Origin of the sequence: Pseudovibrio sp. WM33 (genome assembly GCF_001623165.1) — a bacterium.
Taxonomy (GTDB): domain Bacteria; phylum Pseudomonadota; class Alphaproteobacteria; order Rhizobiales; family Stappiaceae; genus Pseudovibrio.
In genome coordinates, this window is the sequence record NZ_LMCK01000010.1 from 93,850 (window position 1) to 107,588 (window position 13,739).

21 protein-coding genes are annotated in these 13,739 nt (G+C 51.4%); 3 read left to right on the top strand and 18 right to left on the bottom strand.

Annotation, left to right across the window (positions count from 1 at the left end; translation table 11 throughout):
* Nucleotides 1-150: 150 nt before the first annotated feature.
* From PsWM33_RS02520 to PsWM33_RS02535, 4 genes are all read right to left on the bottom strand, one after another.
* Nucleotides 151-681, bottom strand: coding sequence for a GNAT family N-acetyltransferase (locus tag PsWM33_RS02520; RefSeq protein ID WP_063295960.1), 531 nt, complete (start codon nucleotides 679-681; stop codon nucleotides 151-153).
* A gap of 211 nt (nucleotides 682-892) precedes the next feature.
* Nucleotides 893-1,150, bottom strand: a complete 258-nt coding sequence (locus PsWM33_RS02525; RefSeq protein ID WP_063299093.1) for a YjhX family toxin — start codon at nucleotides 1,148-1,150, stop codon at nucleotides 893-895.
* A gap of 366 nt (nucleotides 1,151-1,516) precedes the next feature.
* Nucleotides 1,517-2,383 carry a BRO-N domain-containing protein gene (locus tag PsWM33_RS02530; RefSeq protein WP_063299094.1) on the bottom strand — a complete coding sequence of 289 codons (867 nt, stop codon included), beginning with the start codon at nucleotides 2,381-2,383 and terminating at the stop codon, nucleotides 1,517-1,519.
* A complete protein-coding gene (locus PsWM33_RS02535; RefSeq protein ID WP_063299095.1) occupies nucleotides 2,380-2,637 on the bottom strand; it encodes a hypothetical protein in 258 nt (85 codons plus the stop codon). The genes PsWM33_RS02530 and PsWM33_RS02535 overlap by 4 nt, the downstream gene beginning before the upstream one ends.
* A 406-nt stretch (nucleotides 2,638-3,043) precedes the next feature.
* Here PsWM33_RS02535 and PsWM33_RS02540 point away from each other — a divergent pair, with 406 nt between their 5' ends.
* Nucleotides 3,044-3,691: a hypothetical protein gene (locus PsWM33_RS02540; RefSeq protein WP_063299096.1), complete on the top strand. Its 648-nt coding sequence runs from the start codon at nucleotides 3,044-3,046 to the stop codon at nucleotides 3,689-3,691.
* Complete coding sequence (locus PsWM33_RS02545) at nucleotides 3,684-4,862, top strand: ImmA/IrrE family metallo-endopeptidase (RefSeq protein ID WP_063299097.1); 1,179 nt, start codon at nucleotides 3,684-3,686, stop codon at nucleotides 4,860-4,862. Before PsWM33_RS02540 ends, PsWM33_RS02545 begins: the two co-directional genes overlap by 8 nt.
* A 127-nt stretch (nucleotides 4,863-4,989) precedes the next feature.
* Here PsWM33_RS02545 and PsWM33_RS02550 read toward each other — a convergent pair whose 3' ends face one another.
* The 13 genes from PsWM33_RS02550 to PsWM33_RS02610 form a co-directional block, all read right to left on the bottom strand.
* Complete coding sequence (locus tag PsWM33_RS02550) at nucleotides 4,990-5,436, bottom strand: type II toxin-antitoxin system death-on-curing family toxin (protein ID WP_063299098.1); 447 nt, start codon at nucleotides 5,434-5,436, stop codon at nucleotides 4,990-4,992.
* Between the two features lie 4 nt (nucleotides 5,437-5,440).
* A complete protein-coding gene (locus tag PsWM33_RS02555; RefSeq protein ID WP_063299099.1) occupies nucleotides 5,441-5,653 on the bottom strand; it encodes a hypothetical protein in 213 nt (70 codons plus the stop codon).
* A gap of 347 nt (nucleotides 5,654-6,000) precedes the next feature.
* On the bottom strand, nucleotides 6,001-6,210 hold the full coding sequence (locus PsWM33_RS02560; protein ID WP_153039885.1) for a hypothetical protein: 210 nt from the start codon (nucleotides 6,208-6,210) through the stop codon (nucleotides 6,001-6,003).
* Nucleotides 6,211-6,268: 58 nt separating this feature from the next.
* Nucleotides 6,269-7,258, bottom strand: coding sequence for a calcium-binding protein (locus PsWM33_RS02565; protein ID WP_063299101.1), 990 nt, complete (start codon nucleotides 7,256-7,258; stop codon nucleotides 6,269-6,271).
* Between the two features lie 197 nt (nucleotides 7,259-7,455).
* The gene (locus PsWM33_RS02570) at nucleotides 7,456-7,806 is read right to left on the bottom strand and encodes a hypothetical protein (RefSeq protein ID WP_063299102.1); all 351 of its coding nucleotides are present in this window, start codon (nucleotides 7,804-7,806) and stop codon (nucleotides 7,456-7,458) included.
* A 77-nt stretch (nucleotides 7,807-7,883) separates the two neighbouring features.
* Nucleotides 7,884-8,387: a thermonuclease family protein gene (locus PsWM33_RS02575; RefSeq protein WP_063299103.1), complete on the bottom strand. Its 504-nt coding sequence runs from the start codon at nucleotides 8,385-8,387 to the stop codon at nucleotides 7,884-7,886.
* A 218-nt stretch (nucleotides 8,388-8,605) separates the two neighbouring features.
* Nucleotides 8,606-8,827: a hypothetical protein gene (locus PsWM33_RS02580; protein ID WP_063299104.1), complete on the bottom strand. Its 222-nt coding sequence runs from the start codon at nucleotides 8,825-8,827 to the stop codon at nucleotides 8,606-8,608.
* Complete coding sequence (locus PsWM33_RS02585) at nucleotides 8,824-9,051, bottom strand: hypothetical protein (RefSeq protein WP_063299105.1); 228 nt, start codon at nucleotides 9,049-9,051, stop codon at nucleotides 8,824-8,826. Before PsWM33_RS02585 ends, PsWM33_RS02580 begins: the two co-directional genes overlap by 4 nt.
* Before the next feature lie 69 nt (nucleotides 9,052-9,120).
* Nucleotides 9,121-9,330, bottom strand: a complete 210-nt coding sequence (locus PsWM33_RS02590) for a hypothetical protein (protein WP_063299106.1) — start codon at nucleotides 9,328-9,330, stop codon at nucleotides 9,121-9,123.
* A 34-nt stretch (nucleotides 9,331-9,364) separates the two neighbouring features.
* Nucleotides 9,365-9,961, bottom strand: a complete 597-nt coding sequence (locus PsWM33_RS02595) for a D-Ala-D-Ala carboxypeptidase family metallohydrolase (protein WP_193778352.1) — start codon at nucleotides 9,959-9,961, stop codon at nucleotides 9,365-9,367.
* A gap of 317 nt (nucleotides 9,962-10,278) precedes the next feature.
* A complete protein-coding gene (locus PsWM33_RS02600; protein ID WP_063299108.1) occupies nucleotides 10,279-11,283 on the bottom strand; it encodes a phage late control D family protein in 1,005 nt (334 codons plus the stop codon).
* Between the two features lie 3 nt (nucleotides 11,284-11,286).
* Nucleotides 11,287-11,493 (bottom strand): tail protein X, encoded by a 207-nt coding sequence (locus tag PsWM33_RS02605; protein WP_206598970.1) that lies wholly within the window; start codon nucleotides 11,491-11,493, stop codon nucleotides 11,287-11,289.
* Between the two features lie 19 nt (nucleotides 11,494-11,512).
* Nucleotides 11,513-11,941 (bottom strand): phage tail protein, encoded by a 429-nt coding sequence (locus tag PsWM33_RS02610; RefSeq protein ID WP_063299109.1) that lies wholly within the window; start codon nucleotides 11,939-11,941, stop codon nucleotides 11,513-11,515.
* Nucleotides 11,942-12,121: 180 nt separating this feature from the next.
* Here PsWM33_RS02610 and PsWM33_RS02615 point away from each other — a divergent pair, with 180 nt between their 5' ends.
* Nucleotides 12,122-12,718: a hypothetical protein gene (locus tag PsWM33_RS02615; RefSeq protein WP_063299110.1), complete on the top strand. Its 597-nt coding sequence runs from the start codon at nucleotides 12,122-12,124 to the stop codon at nucleotides 12,716-12,718.
* A 109-nt stretch (nucleotides 12,719-12,827) separates the two neighbouring features.
* Here the strand turns inward: PsWM33_RS02615 and PsWM33_RS02620 are convergent, their stop codons facing one another.
* Entirely contained in the window at nucleotides 12,828-13,709 is an 882-nt protein-coding gene (locus PsWM33_RS02620) for a transposase (RefSeq protein ID WP_275078542.1), read from the bottom strand.
* Nucleotides 13,710-13,739 lie beyond the last annotated feature (30 nt).

Consider the following 13,739-nt stretch of genomic DNA (forward strand, 5'->3'; position numbering starts at 1 on the left):
GTTCTACAATTATATCTTCCATCACAGTTTCCACCAGATAGCTTGATGGGTTCAAAAACCAATTGCGACCCGGGAAGTGAAGACTTACTCCAACTGCTGCAGATAGTTGGATAGAAGGGAGTACTCCCCCTTCTATCCAATTTGCGGGTGTTACCCTGGTCTGCCGGAGGTATCCCAGAACATAGGATCCATAATTGGTTCTGCGGCAACAGAAGTGCCTGCGATACCTTCCATAGATCCTGGTTTAACTTCCAGCATTCTCCATGCTTCGGGGTGTTTCATGAGCTCATGGTGCGGTGAAAGGACTTTCGCTTGAACGAAGCCCCTTGATGCATAGTAGCTCGGGTGACCAAGAACAAAGATTGCATCTGCGCCAATGAGTTTCAGATGATACACGCCTTTCTCGATCAGCTCTTTGCCGATCCCTGTTCCCTGATGTTCAGGCAAGACACCTAAGGGAGCTAGAAGAAAGCACTTCTTCTCCGGGTGATCATCAAGTTGAAATGGCGAAAAGAGTATGTTTCCAGCTATCCGCAATCCTCGATAAACATTGATCGAGATCGTTTCAGGCAACAACAAAAACTCTTCCGTCATTTTTTCTATGACAGGCCCTTCCTCGTCGCCAAATGCTTGCAAGTGAAGGTCTTGTATTTCTACTTTATCGTTTTCAGTATTGATCATGCTAATTTTCCATGTTGGTTTCGTGGTTGCGCTTCACCAGATCCATCAAATTTAGCGATCGCGTACGAGTTGCGGGCCTTTGCAGAACAGATCGCCAGCAGTGGCTTGTCTGATCTGCACAGTATTAAGATGTTGGATAAGCTTCGGAATTTCCGGATAAATCGCGTAATTCACCGACGACGACACCTTGACCAAGCCCGCGCACGGCAACCTAACGATTATCAACCTGAGATCTTACAAGTGTAAGACCTCTTTTGGTGACACGGTAAGGTGCGCTTTGCTTGGACGCGATCAATTTTCGACGTTTGAGCTTGCGAAATACTTCGTCGCTCAGGCCGGAAAATCTCCACCCTTCACGGGTGAATAATTCGATTTTGGAAATATGGCGGCCGTCGTCTTTTTCGACGCGGATGTAACCGCCTTGCGCCAACATATGCAGAATTTTCTGCTCTGGTCTGGAGATGTCCATTGGAGTTGGTTACCCAAATACATGCGTAGTCGTCTGCCTTTCCAATTGAATTGGACCGGGTGCATGAATTTCAGCTTCCTGCCAGGCCGGGTATCACTCTGATACAAGCGATAGATCCAACCCTCTTGCAATACGACCTAAATGTCAGATTGCGAAAAGGCAGTCAGCAAGGTTACCGATTCTCTTGTTTAAACAAAAACTCTCCAGATTTGTGGCTGTGAAGCAGCGACTACGTACATTATGCCCATTGCACTTGGCAAGTGTTTTTTTAGGAGGATGATTGCAGTACTTCTCTTCTCGCATACCTCTGCTTGGCAACAGAGAGGAGGTAACGGCAGGTCGGAAATAACCTGCCTGACCTGATCCCTACCCCACATAACTCTCCACCAATGAGAGGGGCAGTATCACTGCCCTTCTTTGTTTGCCGTCTATGGTGATGGCGTTTTGGGATTGGTGGGCGCCCGCCAACTTTTGCAAGGCTAGTTTCCAGTTGCCGTGCCATTGGGTGAGGCGGAAGACCTCCCACAGGTAGTCGTGATTGTAGGCGATGGCGACGCCATCCGGGTAGGCGTGGGGGCGGAGTTTGATGCCCAGTTGCTCCATGCGGCGGGCGCCGACGTCATCTGCCAGGGCGAAGGCCAGAGCAATGCGGACGGAGAGGTTTTTGCCGCAGGTGAAGTTGATCAGGTGGGTCAGGCAGCCATCGGGATCATCGGCGGCGGTGCCGGCCACTTGGTTGACGCCCTCGCCTGCGATATCCGGCAGGCCGAGCCTGTCCCACAGGGTCATGGCGGCCTCGCGGCCATAGATGTAGCGTGCTTCTTTGAGCAGATTGGCGCGGGCGTTCATCTCGTTGACGAGCAGCACTTGCTTTGCATCTGGCCCTTGCTGTTTTTGCGGTGTGGGGCCCATGGAGTAGGTGCCGGACTGGCGCAGCGCGGGCAGCACTTCTGCCGTCACCCATTTTTTGAATTTTTTGGCCGCTGGCTTGCGGGATTCAAAAATGAGGGAGTAGAGGCCGCTCTCATTCACCGCAGTTGTTTGCCGCCTGCCCGCGTTCGTGTCGGTTGAAACGACACGAACGTCATCGCTGTCAAGTTTGGTGACGGCATCGCGGCTGTTCTTAATCTCCAGCACGGTGCAAACGTCTTTGGCGATGAACCAGAACAGGCCGTCTACCGACAATGTACGCAGGCTGTGATCTTCAAAGTCGAAGATGGTGAGCGCGCTCATGCCTGCCCTCCCCGGTTCAGCTTGCTGATGTTGCTTTCCATAGCATCCAGCTCTTTGATGAGATCGCTGTGGCGCTCGGAGAGTTCATCCTGCAAGGCAACAGCTGCGTTCCACAGCGGGCTTGGGCTGGAGACTTCGTTGGAGACATGCCCCAGAGCCTGAAACAGCCCTTCGATGCGCGCTGCAAGGCTCTGCAGTGCCGAATGGCTGGAGGAAAGGGCTTGCAGCGAGGTATTCCGGGAAAATTCTGTCATGACTAATTCCCTTGTGCATGGAGTTAGTCTGGTCATCACCTGCTAAAATGGTGGCCAGACACCACGGGTTAGCAGACCGGTGCACAAGGTAAACCGGCAGGCCGAAGCCTCCCATAGCGCCTGACCATAGACGCAACAAAAAACGCGCTCAAAAAGAACGGTTCTTTGGCGCGGTGACGCCTTGTGCATATGCGAGCTGCTAAACCCGGCTCACCACTTTGAAGCGAGCGTGGACAGGTTGACGGAGGATTGGAAGGTTGTCAAGGGAGGTGGGCTAGTAGCGAAGAAATGCTGATCGACATAAAAAGTAGTCACATGCAGATGATATATCTACTCTGGTTGACAAATAAAGGTAAAATTCATATATAGTTGCAATACTCACGGCGCAACGAACAGCGAGATTTCAATGCCACGTCATATTGAAGCTAGTCATTTCCTAAATGATCAATTGTCACTTACTCATCGATCTTTGATTCCAACAACATTGAGGCAGGCCTATGCAGCTGCCAACGAGTTGGCAAAGGATGCCCCAATCTTATCTGTTACCTCCGCTCAAGATCAAAGAGGGCGTTTGCGCTCCTGGGCTGTTGATCTAGCTTTCGAACGGTTGATTGAAACTGGGAAATGGCCCTTCGATTACTCTTGGGAGAGCTATGCAAAGCCAACTGGGCGTTACCTCCGCGTAAGGACTGAAGCGGCAACTCTAACATTGAGCCTCGTGGACAATCCTAATAAACCACCCCGCCATGTTCAGTTTCGTCAGAATAACGCATTTGCGAATTCTCCTTCACTTTTCCCAGAGTTAGAAGCTGAGACCCGGATTGAAGGTTTCCCCGGTTTCGTTTTGGTTCACGGTCACAAAACGCTTGATTTCGCCAATATCGGTATGGCACACCCCACGAAACGCATGTGGTTGTATAAATCTGAAAATCTCATGTTGTCGCCACACATCATTACAGCTGATCTGCCACCTGTGGAAGCTGAGGACGAAGAAGCGATCATCACTCTCAAGCAGCAAATTGAGAAGTGGGCTCGAGATAGCGGAAATGAATAGTAAAGTTGTCAGTCTCTTTTCCAATCCTCGTGCAGCGCAACAAGCTAAAAAGCTTGATCCGAGCCGCATTCAAGAAGCACGCCTTGCACAAGCGTTGACGCAAACTGATCTTGCGCGAAAAGTTGGTGTATCCAGACAAGCCGTGTCTGCCTATGAGCAGGGTTCTAAGTCGCCTGAACCGGATACCTTGGTGCGGATCGCAAATGTATTACAGCAGCCTGTTGCCTTTTTCTCTGTCAAAGATGCTAATTCGTTTGGCCCTCTCAGTGCGCGTACATACCGAGCTTTCGGACCCGCCACAAAAAAACGAAATATGCAATGCGACGTGATGGCGAAGTGGGTTGGTGAAATCGTTGCGTTCTTAGATGAGACTGTAAACTTCCCATCTCTTCAAGTTCCTCAAGTCGATGAGCCGGAGCAAGGGGAAGCATATACTGCAGAAGAGATAGAAAGAGCTGCCGAGAAAGTAAGAGCCGATTGGGGACTTGGTGATGGCCCTATAGGCAACCTCACTAAACTAATAGAGAGCAGAGGTGTGTTCGTCGCTTCTGTGCCTATAACTGAAGGCAAAGTGAACGCCTTTTCATATTGGTCAGGGAATAAGTCTTTCATAGCTATTGGAGGTGAAGCAACCACCGCAGCCCGTCGCCGTTTTGATATGGCCCATGAACTGGGTCATTTGGTACTTCACCAAGGCATTGGCTCTGAAGAACTTGAAGACAAGGAAGTACTAAAGCGCGTAGAAAGCGAAGCTAACCGTTTTGCCGGCGCATTTCTCTTACCCAGAAGCAGCTATCCGAACGAAATATTCTCTGCACGACTGAATGCGTTCGTAACACTAAAGGAACGCTGGAAGGTTGCCGTACAAGCACAGGTGTACAGATGTTCTGATCTTGGCCTTCTAGATGACGACCAAGTGTTAAGCCTGCGAAAGCAAATTAGCTACAAGAAATGGCGAACCAAAGAGCCTCTGGACAGCACATTGCCGATTGAACGCCCTCAGATGCTAAAACGAGCCTACGAAATGCTTAATGAAGCAGGGATTTTGTCTGCCTCCAAAACCATCAGTTCATTAAGCTTAGGCATTCCAATCATTTCCTCAACATTGGGAGTTCCAGCGTCAGCCTTTGAGGAAACATCAAACGTCGTCAGTGATTTATCTCTGAAATAATTTCAGATAAGATTTTCTAGAAACGCTCTCCAACGTATCAATGCTTTTCAAAGTAAGCTGAAAACTTAGCGCCTAGGATACAATGTGATCGCTATGTTAGCTAATTACTGCGTTAAAATTAGAGTTTTTAGAGAGCAGCTCCCGGCCGGGTTAGAAAATCGCCGATTTCTGCTGTCTCCTCTTGTGGTAATGGCCGCATATGCGGAGCCATTACATACCAAAGGACATCACTCCGAATTTCATGTGTGATGAGCTGTATAATGGCATCATGGTAGTACTCTTCTTCAGGTTCAATCAGGTCGTAACCATTGATATAGAGAAATTCTTCCATCGCCTGAAATGCAGTACGTTTATTTCCTTGAGAAAATGGATGCGCATTTGCGATACTCTCTAGCAAACAAATGCCGAGCATTAAAATATCTTGCTCTTCGTTATAATGCCACCGAGTCTGCACTCGGCCTAAAGCGCCGAGAAGCTTATCCTCTCCGATAATACCAAAAGGCTCGCCGGTCTTTTGAACGGCGAGCCTATTTAACTCTACGATAAACTCAAATTCGAGCCACTGCGGCTCCATGCCCTTACTCCCCTAGACGCTTCAAGGTGCCAGCAAATTTAGCTTCACTACGAGCAAAAGCTTCTTCAGGGGTTGAGCGTTTGCGTGGGCGTGCAACAAATGCAGGCCGAGCAACCGCAGCGCGCTTAGGAGCATCAGAAGCCGCATCAAGACGGTGACCGTCTTTGAATTCAGCCTTTGCTTCTACTACCGCATGCTGGTACTTCAACGCTAACATCGTCTTATCTCCAACCTTCCAAACATCTCTTCTTATAGTGCTTACTTATTATGTTTATGAATCACTGTTACCATACAAAACGTACACTACGCATTATAAAAACATATATCGTGTTGATATTGTACCAATGGTTAAAGCGCACTTTAATGCCGCAGATACATACACTACACATGACGAATTATACGGCTATAGTGTGAATATGGGTATTAATTATCTTATTTAAAGGCGTGAGATAACCCTGCCAACTCTCCCTACCATACACTAAGAAGACCTATCGGACTTAAATCCGATTGAAGTCCAAGCTAAAAACTGCAGCCAAACCACGTTGGCTACCGCCAAGAGCAAGACTACTTGAGCCTGAGAACATTGATGTGCTCAATTTCACTTTGAGGATCGTCATCACAGGCGAGCGAGACATGCCATTTTCCACCGGATGGCTTCATGGAAATGGTTCTTTGGCTGACGCCGGATGACTTATCCGCTCTCACTTCACTGCAATCAACAATAGTCAGATACTGGGTCTCTCCTGTGGTGTGCAGAACGGTATCTTCCGCCACCACTTATCGTCCGGCATAGACCCATCCAAACAGAGCTTTGAATGGGTCTACACTGTCGTTAGAGCAGGAAGTCACTCAGCTCATAGCCAAGTCCGTCACTTCCATAGACAACGTTGACATGCTCCTCACTGCTATAAAAATCAGAGAGGATGACACCGGTGTCGAACTGCCCGTCTGCGAAGTCTTCCTGTGATGAGATCAGGAGATCATTGCCGACCCTTAGAAAGCCCAGATCAGCGGCCTCTGATTTGCCAAAGTGAAGCTGATCATTGGTTCCGCCAGAATCCTTGATGACAGCGATGCCAGCTTCGCAATGAAAGACCTGATCATCGCCAGCGCCAAGCTCAATCTCGGCAGTTCCTGCGCGCGTTTGCACCACATCATTGCCTGCGCCAGCATCAATGAGAGCATCGTTGCCGACGGTCTCGATGATGTCAGCGCCTTCCCCAGCCTCAATGGTTGTGTGTGCACCCAATGACTTTATCCTGTCATTGCCCTCACCCCCTGTGACTGTGTTGTGGCTGGCCGTGCCATCAATAATGAGGGTGTCATCGCCTGTGCCACCATCAACAGTGTTGTGGTTGCCGTAGGATTCAATGTGGTCGTTATCGGCACCACCTGAGAGCAAGGATTGCTCCCCTGTGGAGCTGGTCAACCAGTCATCACCTGCGCCGCCATAGAGCGTGTCCGTGCCTTGCGTTCCTTTCTCATAAAGATGGTCGTTGCCATCGCGGCCAAACAATGTGTCATTGTCGTCACCACCATAAAGATGATCATTCCCACCGCCGCCATCGAGATAATCATCGCCCTGGTCGCCATAGAGATGATCCTCTCCTTGCTCGCCATGGACAGCGTCGTCATCGCTGCCGCCAGACATCTGATCATTGCCAGTTCCGCCTTCAAGATAATCCCGGCCTTCTCCGCCGAAGATTAAATCATTGCCGCCTTCACCATAGAGCATGTCATTGCCTGTCAGACCCCGAATTTCGTCGTTATCTTCATTCCCGGAAATGTCATTATTGTTTCGATCACCAACGTGATATCCCATTGTCTTAACACCCGATTTAGCAGTGAAATATTTAGCCGTAATAAGTACTTAGGATACTTATCGACACTGCATGCATAACTGATTCTTACCCTACGTAACTACTGCAATGTTTTCAGTATAGAACTTGCAAATATCGGTGGGCTCTCGGGATATTACGTATTGCGTAAACCGGCTTTTTGAGGGGTCGTTCCGCCGGCTTAATTCTCGATTTTTGGGAGCTTCGGGTTCTCCCGCCATCGCCTTGCGATTTTGATCAGGCCCTCTGACAATGCCAGCCCGCACAGGCCCAAAACGAAGCCTGTTGCGCCCTCTACGCTAACATCACGCACGTTGGACCAGCCGGAGACGATAGGTGCAACAATCGGCGTAAGATGGCCGGCAAACAATGCTCCAACAATTGCTGTTCCGACTGATCTTAAGAGCCACAGAAACCGGCTTCCCTCCCGCTCCTCTCTGGAAGAGACGATGGCGCGCACCAAACCACCAAAGAAACCGGCTGAGACGTGCACGAGTTTAATTCCCAGAACAGCTTGTAACGGGTCGCTCATGGTACCTCCAAAAACAAAGCAAAAGAAAACCCGGCGTCTTGCGAGGCCGGGTCAATGCATGTCCTTTGTGTGCTGGCTTAGTTGTCCAAACACCACGGTGCGGCTTTGGTGCCGCCGTCATACGTTACCGCGTGGCCGTGTTGGATGAGGAGGTCAGCCAGATCCCTGCCATCACTCAGGGCCAGCCTGCCCACGGCACGGCCTGCGTATTTGCCTAGCTTCACATCGGTCAGCAGCAAGGTGTCCTGCGGCTTTACATGGGCCTTCACAAACTCCGTGGCTTTGAGGCCCAGTTGCTTTTCCCGCTGCTTGATATGCGCCGGCACGTCCGCAGCTTTGCCACCATAAAGCGCGGTGCAGCCGGTGCTGCGCTTTTCCGGCGTATCAATGCCCTCCAGCCGCACATCCACGCGTTTGAAGTCCATGGGCCAGACTTCCACAAACACGCGCAGGGTATCGGCATCAATGACTTTAATTGTCCTGGCGGTGTAGGGCCCGGGCAGTGTCCGGCTCTTGGCCAGCGTCTGCTGTGTGCCCGCCCAGATCGTCAGGCACAGGATGGTTGTCAGAAGATGTTTCATGGGGACCTTTCAGGATTTGGCAGGCTGGTTGCTGCCATGTGTCGATCGCACACACAGCCCGCCGCAGGGCCTGATAGTGCGCCGTGATCTGCCGCAGCTTTGCGTGCCGCGGCAAAGATTCCAGCTCCTGTGCCACAGCGGCGGAGTACGTCAGGCTGTAGGGATGGAGCGTTGGAGTGGGAAAGCGCCAGTGATAGCTTTGGGGTGGCTGTGGTGGATCAGAGCCCGTGCTTGCGCAGGCGCTCAGGCACATCATCAGGGCTATCATCCAGCAGCTCGCGATGAGCCGTAGCCTCTGCCTCTCTGGCCCGCTGCTCAAAGTCATGATGCTCCTCCGTCTTATTAAGCCGATCGGTGCGGGTTTGGGCACGCTTCCGGTCAAGACGGCTGAACAGCGCCTCGACCATGGCTTTGAGGAAGACACGCAGCAGCTGGCTCATGCGCTGCCCTGCCCGGTTGCCCGCTCGCCCTGCTGGATTTTCTGCAAGGTTCTGGGCCCCACGCGTCCAGAGACAAACTCGGCCAGATCATCCGGTTGCAGCTTGAAATGGCGAATGGCATCGGGGGCTTTTCTGGTGGCGTAACCCGCAACCTCGGCCACAAGCTGGGACCGGGAGTGGATGCGCATGGAAGCACGGTTGCCCTCATATGCATCTGTCAGCATCTGCCGCAGTTTGGAAACGACAATCTCCTCCAGAGTTTTGCGGTGACGTTCATCCAGCGATACACCCAGTTATCGGTGCAGCAATCGCGCCGCCCATGCCAGAGCCGCTGAAACAAGCGCGCCCAGCAGAGCGATGAGCGTGGGCATCACAGCCTCTGCCAGTGGAGCAAGGTCAATGGTGTAACTGCCCTCATCAGCGGCCAGCGCAGTGCTGGCAAAGCTCAGGGCGACAAAGCAAAGGGCACACAGGCCCATTGCAAGGGAAATGATCCGTTGCATCAAAGAGGTTCCTTTTATGAGTGAGGTGTGGCCGTCAGGAGTTGTCCCAGGTGGCGTTGGTGCCACGCCCGTCCACATGGATGAAACTGCGGTAAAGGCCGAGACCACCGACGAACACGCCGCGATCGCGCTGGATGCTGAGCCAGTCAAAACAGGCTCGCGGGGTGACGCCCGGACAGCTCAGATCCAGCGCGGCAAACTTCAGGTGCTGGCTGCGCGAGGCTCCGCCAATGGCCGTGTTGTAGGCCGCAGAGCGGTAGGCAGAGAGAATGACAACCGGACGTCCGAAGTGTTCTCTCATTCTATCAGCCATGGTGATGGCGGGGATAATGTTGGGCCAGAGCTCTGCAGGCGGATCTGCGTTGAGGCCATAACCAGGATGCACGGGCGTTTCATGCGCTTTCCCCTTGCTCAGCAGCTCACGAGGTGAAAAATGGCGCAGGTTGAGGCCCTCGCAGAAGGCGGCAAAGCCCTCCACGCTCTCAAGTTCAGTGATGTTCACGGGGATTACTCCAATAAAAAACCCGCCTCGGAGGGCGGGTGGATGAGTTGCAAAATGCGCAACCAGGAGCTGAATGTCTCTGCAAAATGCAGTATAAAGAGTTTGTGGTGATGGGGATGGATTGGCCATCCCCGCCACAAAGGAGAAAAGCATATGAAGTTACAGCTTCTCGCAATTCTCCTTCAGATTATCGTGGCCCTGATGCTCTTAGCGAACATCATACACCACTGGTAACCTGAAGCCGGTAGGCCCTCTCTGTCACAGAGGGTCTACTTGGCTTACAATATAGGAGCACAATCATGTCAACGCAAGATAAACTGGCAATTGCCTCTATCGGCCTTTCCATCGTGATCCTAGTTCTGATTGGTATCAACTACGGTTGGTTTTCGTAAAAGCTAAAGCTGTTTATTCAAACCTGATAGCCTGAGAATGCAATTCTTTGCCTGTCAGGCAGTGTCGCTCCCCGCTTTGGCTTTACCTTCGATTTCTGTCAGTAATCCACCGCCTTTGGAGTAACTGTGGGTGACGCCTTCTGCGATAAACTCCAACCCGTCTACGCCAGGACGCACACCCGCATATGTAAACGGTTGTCCGGCCAGAAAATCTGGTCTGCCCTCAATTGAAACTGTTGTCGTCACTTCACCGCGCAGCAACTCTTTGGCTCGCGCCTTAGCGGCCTCTCTTGCCTCGCCTTCTGAGCTGAAGGTCTCACGGATCTTGTAGGTGCCCTTCCCGTTCTTATCGCCCTGTGCCTCAACACCGACACGGCGGGCTTTGTTCGGGTCCTGATAGTACGCCTTAATCGTCTTGTACCGGCCACGATCTCCAAACCGCACGCGGCAAGACCCTTCAATGATCTGAGATTGCGAGATGGTTTGAACAGGAAGTTCCTTTCCGCTCGCACTTTTGCCGGTTCCTTTTTCGGCAAAAACCAGCCGGCCATCTTTGATAGCAAACAACGCACCATGGCGACGTGCAAGCCGTTCAAGCAGGTGCATGTCCGTTTCACTTTGCTGACCGAGCCACTCATAAACGTGGGCAGCAACTGCATCATGAATGACAGGCTTTAGTCCGTGCTCACCGGCTATCTGCTTCACAATGTCTTTGACGGACTTATTGTCAAAATGGCGTTCTTTCTGGGTCTTCAGGTCTTCCGTTACATCCGCGCCTTGTCCTGGCACATTGAGGAGATACGGCAGGCACTGCACCTCAATTTCGCTGGCCGTATATTCGCCTTTGTACACCAGACCACTGGTGGCATACCCCATCCAAACCTTGATCTTCGCTTTCGGCTTTGGCAGGGCGACAAAGGGAGTACCATCCTCCAGTTCCAAATCAACGGTATCTGATCGCGTACCTTCGCGATCTACCACACGGATGGAAATCAAGCGCTCCAGAAACAACCCTGAAACGGGTTTGCCGTCGATAGAGACTTTTACGATTGGCCGCATTGTCTAATCCCAAAGCTTCAGCGTGGTTGTCTCATTACCGCTTAAAACCGGCATAGAGATCTTGGTTCCGCGTGGCACAATAGGTGTGAGCCCCACAAGGTGGGTGTTTGCCTTCAATACCGCTTCAACGCTGCCCCTGGTATGCCCGTAATACTGTGAGCAGATCAGGTCCAGAGGGCGTTCCATGTCCACCTCAATCAGTTCCGCCATGCATGCTCCGTGAGTTGAGTTAAAAGATCGAAGCGACAGCGCCAATCACATTGAAAAAGCTGCTTGGGTAGGCCAGCAGCTCGATGGAATATTCATTTTGCCCAGGCGTGCCGATCCTGTCGTGAAGGCTTTGAGCTTCCTCAACCCCTTGGATAGTGTGAGATCCAAACACCCGCCCGCCAATAGAAACCAACATCAACGGCACGCCCTGCTTTGCAGCAAGACGTACACCGTCAAGCGTTGTTTGCCCGCCGAATTCCTGAGGAAACAACACGCCGCTAATACGAATGGTTTCAGAACCGGGGCCCGTCCATTGCTGGGCATGCATACGTCCAGCAGTTTCCTGCGTGGCCCACCGGGTTTCCAGCGTCCGTTCCAGCTCGGTATAGCCAAAGCCGTGCGCATGAAACAAAAACGGCCCCAGCGCCATGGGGATTGGTCCAGCCATAGACATTCCTTTGCAAAAGATATGAATTTTCCGCCACAATCGGCGGCATGTGAAAGGTCAAAGAAACAGAGCTGTTAGAAATGAAAAGCTGTATTTGAGCAAAGCAATCAGGCACAAAGGCGCAGCAAGAGGAGGCGAACCCGATTCCTGTTTACATTTGTTTTTGTAGGAGTAAATTTCTTGAAGCTATCAAACTTCATCTATCACTTTTCTCGTTTCGCACTCACACTGAGCTGTATCGCGCTCGTTAGTCTTGGTAGCGCAAGAGCTGACTGGGAAAAGCTTTCCTATACTAACCCAGACACGGGCTTAGAGGTGCTGTCGATTTCGACTGAAGGAACTGCCGAATCTTGTCCAAAAACGGGGGCAGTTCAAAGACCCAGTCTCATAGCTATCTGCACATATGACGGAAGCCAATATGATGAGGGGTTCCGATTTGGTGTCGTATGGCCGCACTGTGACCTCTCACCGAGAAACGGAACATCAGGCAATCGTGTTGAAATCCTAAAACCGGATATCACGCCCTTTACTAAAGCACTTACTCTTGTGGAGGGGGGAGAGGCTACAGTTATCACAAGCTACCCTGCTCAAGCCTATATTAATCGCTTTATAAACCATAACAAAGTCACGTTTCGCATTGAAACCGCATTCGGTGACATGACAAAGGAATTCAATATTGCTGGCATGAAAGAAGCACTCGAACCGCTCTACTACCATTGCGGATTGCCGGTAGAAGGTAAATTCCCGTGGGAAATGCGAAAAAGCTGGGACGAGTGATTGTCTCTTTGCTGTCAATTTTTCGAATGCTAGGTCAGACATAAAAACGACCCAAGAGCTTATCCAGCTTTTGACGGTGAGGGGTGTACGGGGCATAGCCCCATAGGCGCTAACTTAAGAGGTTATGTTTTGGAATTCGTTGAACTTTTCTCTTTCTTGGCGGCTCGCACATAGCGCGCCAGAAGCTTCTTGCTTTTCCGGTAATCCCACTCGTATCCCATATCCCCTGTATGGCGGAGAGCAGAGCCTGGAGCAGCAACTTGTTTATTCGCCATAAAGACGGTGTGCGCTCCTGCCGGTTTTGGTCAGGAGGCACGTGTGACAGGCATTCCTCACTTTGACGCTCAATCAGCAAGGCAAGGATCAGATGAGATAATAACCAGCTTCTTGCCAGGGCGGGGTCTTTTGCTGGTAGTCTGTCTATATGAATGAGACTTTTCAGTCGTTTAAAGGCGAGTTCGATCTGCCAGCGTATCCGGTAGAGCTCGGCAATGCTGTTGGCGTCAAACTCCTCAGCTGGCAATGAAGTAAGCAACAGCATGTACTCCGCGGCAACGAGTGAGGCCGGATTGAGTTTGCTGCCCTTTTTGCTGGCCGTGCGCCGAAGGCGTTTTCTTTCCTGCTCGGTGGCTTGCGGTGGTTTGCGCAGGATGATCAGGCGAGCGGGAACATCTGTTTCTTTTGTGCTACCCTTGATGTCAACCGGATAATCCACCGGTCTGTCATAGTCAGCTTCCGGCAACATGGCAAACAGATCAAATTGGGTGTCATTCATATGACGCAGCCGAACTTTGCGCCAACCGGTGCGGACAATAAAGTCGCTGCCATCTTCTAATATGCGATGCAATCCTTTGGCCTGGGCATATCCACGGTCAGCTATGTGAATGTCTCCCGGCAAGGCAGGCCCGCGGGTCAGGCTCTCAGCACCATGAACATCAGTGATCTCCAAATGTGTAAAGCAGCCGGCAGCAGGGTCATAGCTGGCGTGTATCCGCCAGTCTGTTCCTTTGCTTGCCGGACC

Bases quoted from the DNA above. Each gene is read 5' to 3' on its own strand.
- PsWM33_RS02610 (WP_063299109.1), bottom strand. From the start codon at position 11,941: ATGGCTGGACCAATCCCCATGGCGCTGGGGCCGTTTTTGTTTCATGCG.
- PsWM33_RS02585 (WP_063299105.1), bottom strand. From the start codon at position 9,051: ATGCTGACAGATGCATATGAGGGCAACCGTGCTTCCATGCGCATCCAC.
- PsWM33_RS02575 (WP_063299103.1), bottom strand. From the start codon at position 8,387: ATGAAACATCTTCTGACAACCATCCTGTGCCTGACGATCTGGGCGGGC.
- PsWM33_RS02530 (WP_063299094.1), bottom strand. From the start codon at position 2,383: ATGAGCGCGCTCACCATCTTCGACTTTGAAGATCACAGCCTGCGTACA.
- PsWM33_RS02605 (WP_206598970.1), bottom strand. From the start codon at position 11,493: ATGGCGGAACTGATTGAGGTGGACATGGAACGCCCTCTGGACCTGATC.
- PsWM33_RS02540 (WP_063299096.1), top strand. From the start codon at position 3,044: ATGCCACGTCATATTGAAGCTAGTCATTTCCTAAATGATCAATTGTCA.
- PsWM33_RS02590 (WP_063299106.1), bottom strand. From the start codon at position 9,330: ATGCAACGGATCATTTCCCTTGCAATGGGCCTGTGTGCCCTTTGCTTT.
- PsWM33_RS02600 (WP_063299108.1), bottom strand. From the start codon at position 11,283: ATGCGGCCAATCGTAAAAGTCTCTATCGACGGCAAACCCGTTTCAGGG.
- PsWM33_RS02545 (WP_063299097.1), top strand. From the start codon at position 3,684: ATGAATAGTAAAGTTGTCAGTCTCTTTTCCAATCCTCGTGCAGCGCAA.
- PsWM33_RS02520 (WP_063295960.1), bottom strand. From the start codon at position 681: ATGATCAATACTGAAAACGATAAAGTAGAAATACAAGACCTTCACTTG.
- PsWM33_RS02570 (WP_063299102.1), bottom strand. From the start codon at position 7,806: ATGAGCGACCCGTTACAAGCTGTTCTGGGAATTAAACTCGTGCACGTC.
- PsWM33_RS02525 (WP_063299093.1), bottom strand. From the start codon at position 1,150: ATGGACATCTCCAGACCAGAGCAGAAAATTCTGCATATGTTGGCGCAA.
- PsWM33_RS02535 (WP_063299095.1), bottom strand. From the start codon at position 2,637: ATGACAGAATTTTCCCGGAATACCTCGCTGCAAGCCCTTTCCTCCAGC.
- PsWM33_RS02555 (WP_063299099.1), bottom strand. From the start codon at position 5,653: ATGTTAGCGTTGAAGTACCAGCATGCGGTAGTAGAAGCAAAGGCTGAA.
- PsWM33_RS02595 (WP_193778352.1), bottom strand. From the start codon at position 9,961: ATGGCCAATCCATCCCCATCACCACAAACTCTTTATACTGCATTTTGC.
- PsWM33_RS02550 (WP_063299098.1), bottom strand. From the start codon at position 5,436: ATGGAGCCGCAGTGGCTCGAATTTGAGTTTATCGTAGAGTTAAATAGG.
- PsWM33_RS02580 (WP_063299104.1), bottom strand. From the start codon at position 8,827: ATGAGCCAGCTGCTGCGTGTCTTCCTCAAAGCCATGGTCGAGGCGCTG.
- PsWM33_RS02565 (WP_063299101.1), bottom strand. From the start codon at position 7,258: ATGGGATATCACGTTGGTGATCGAAACAATAATGACATTTCCGGGAAT.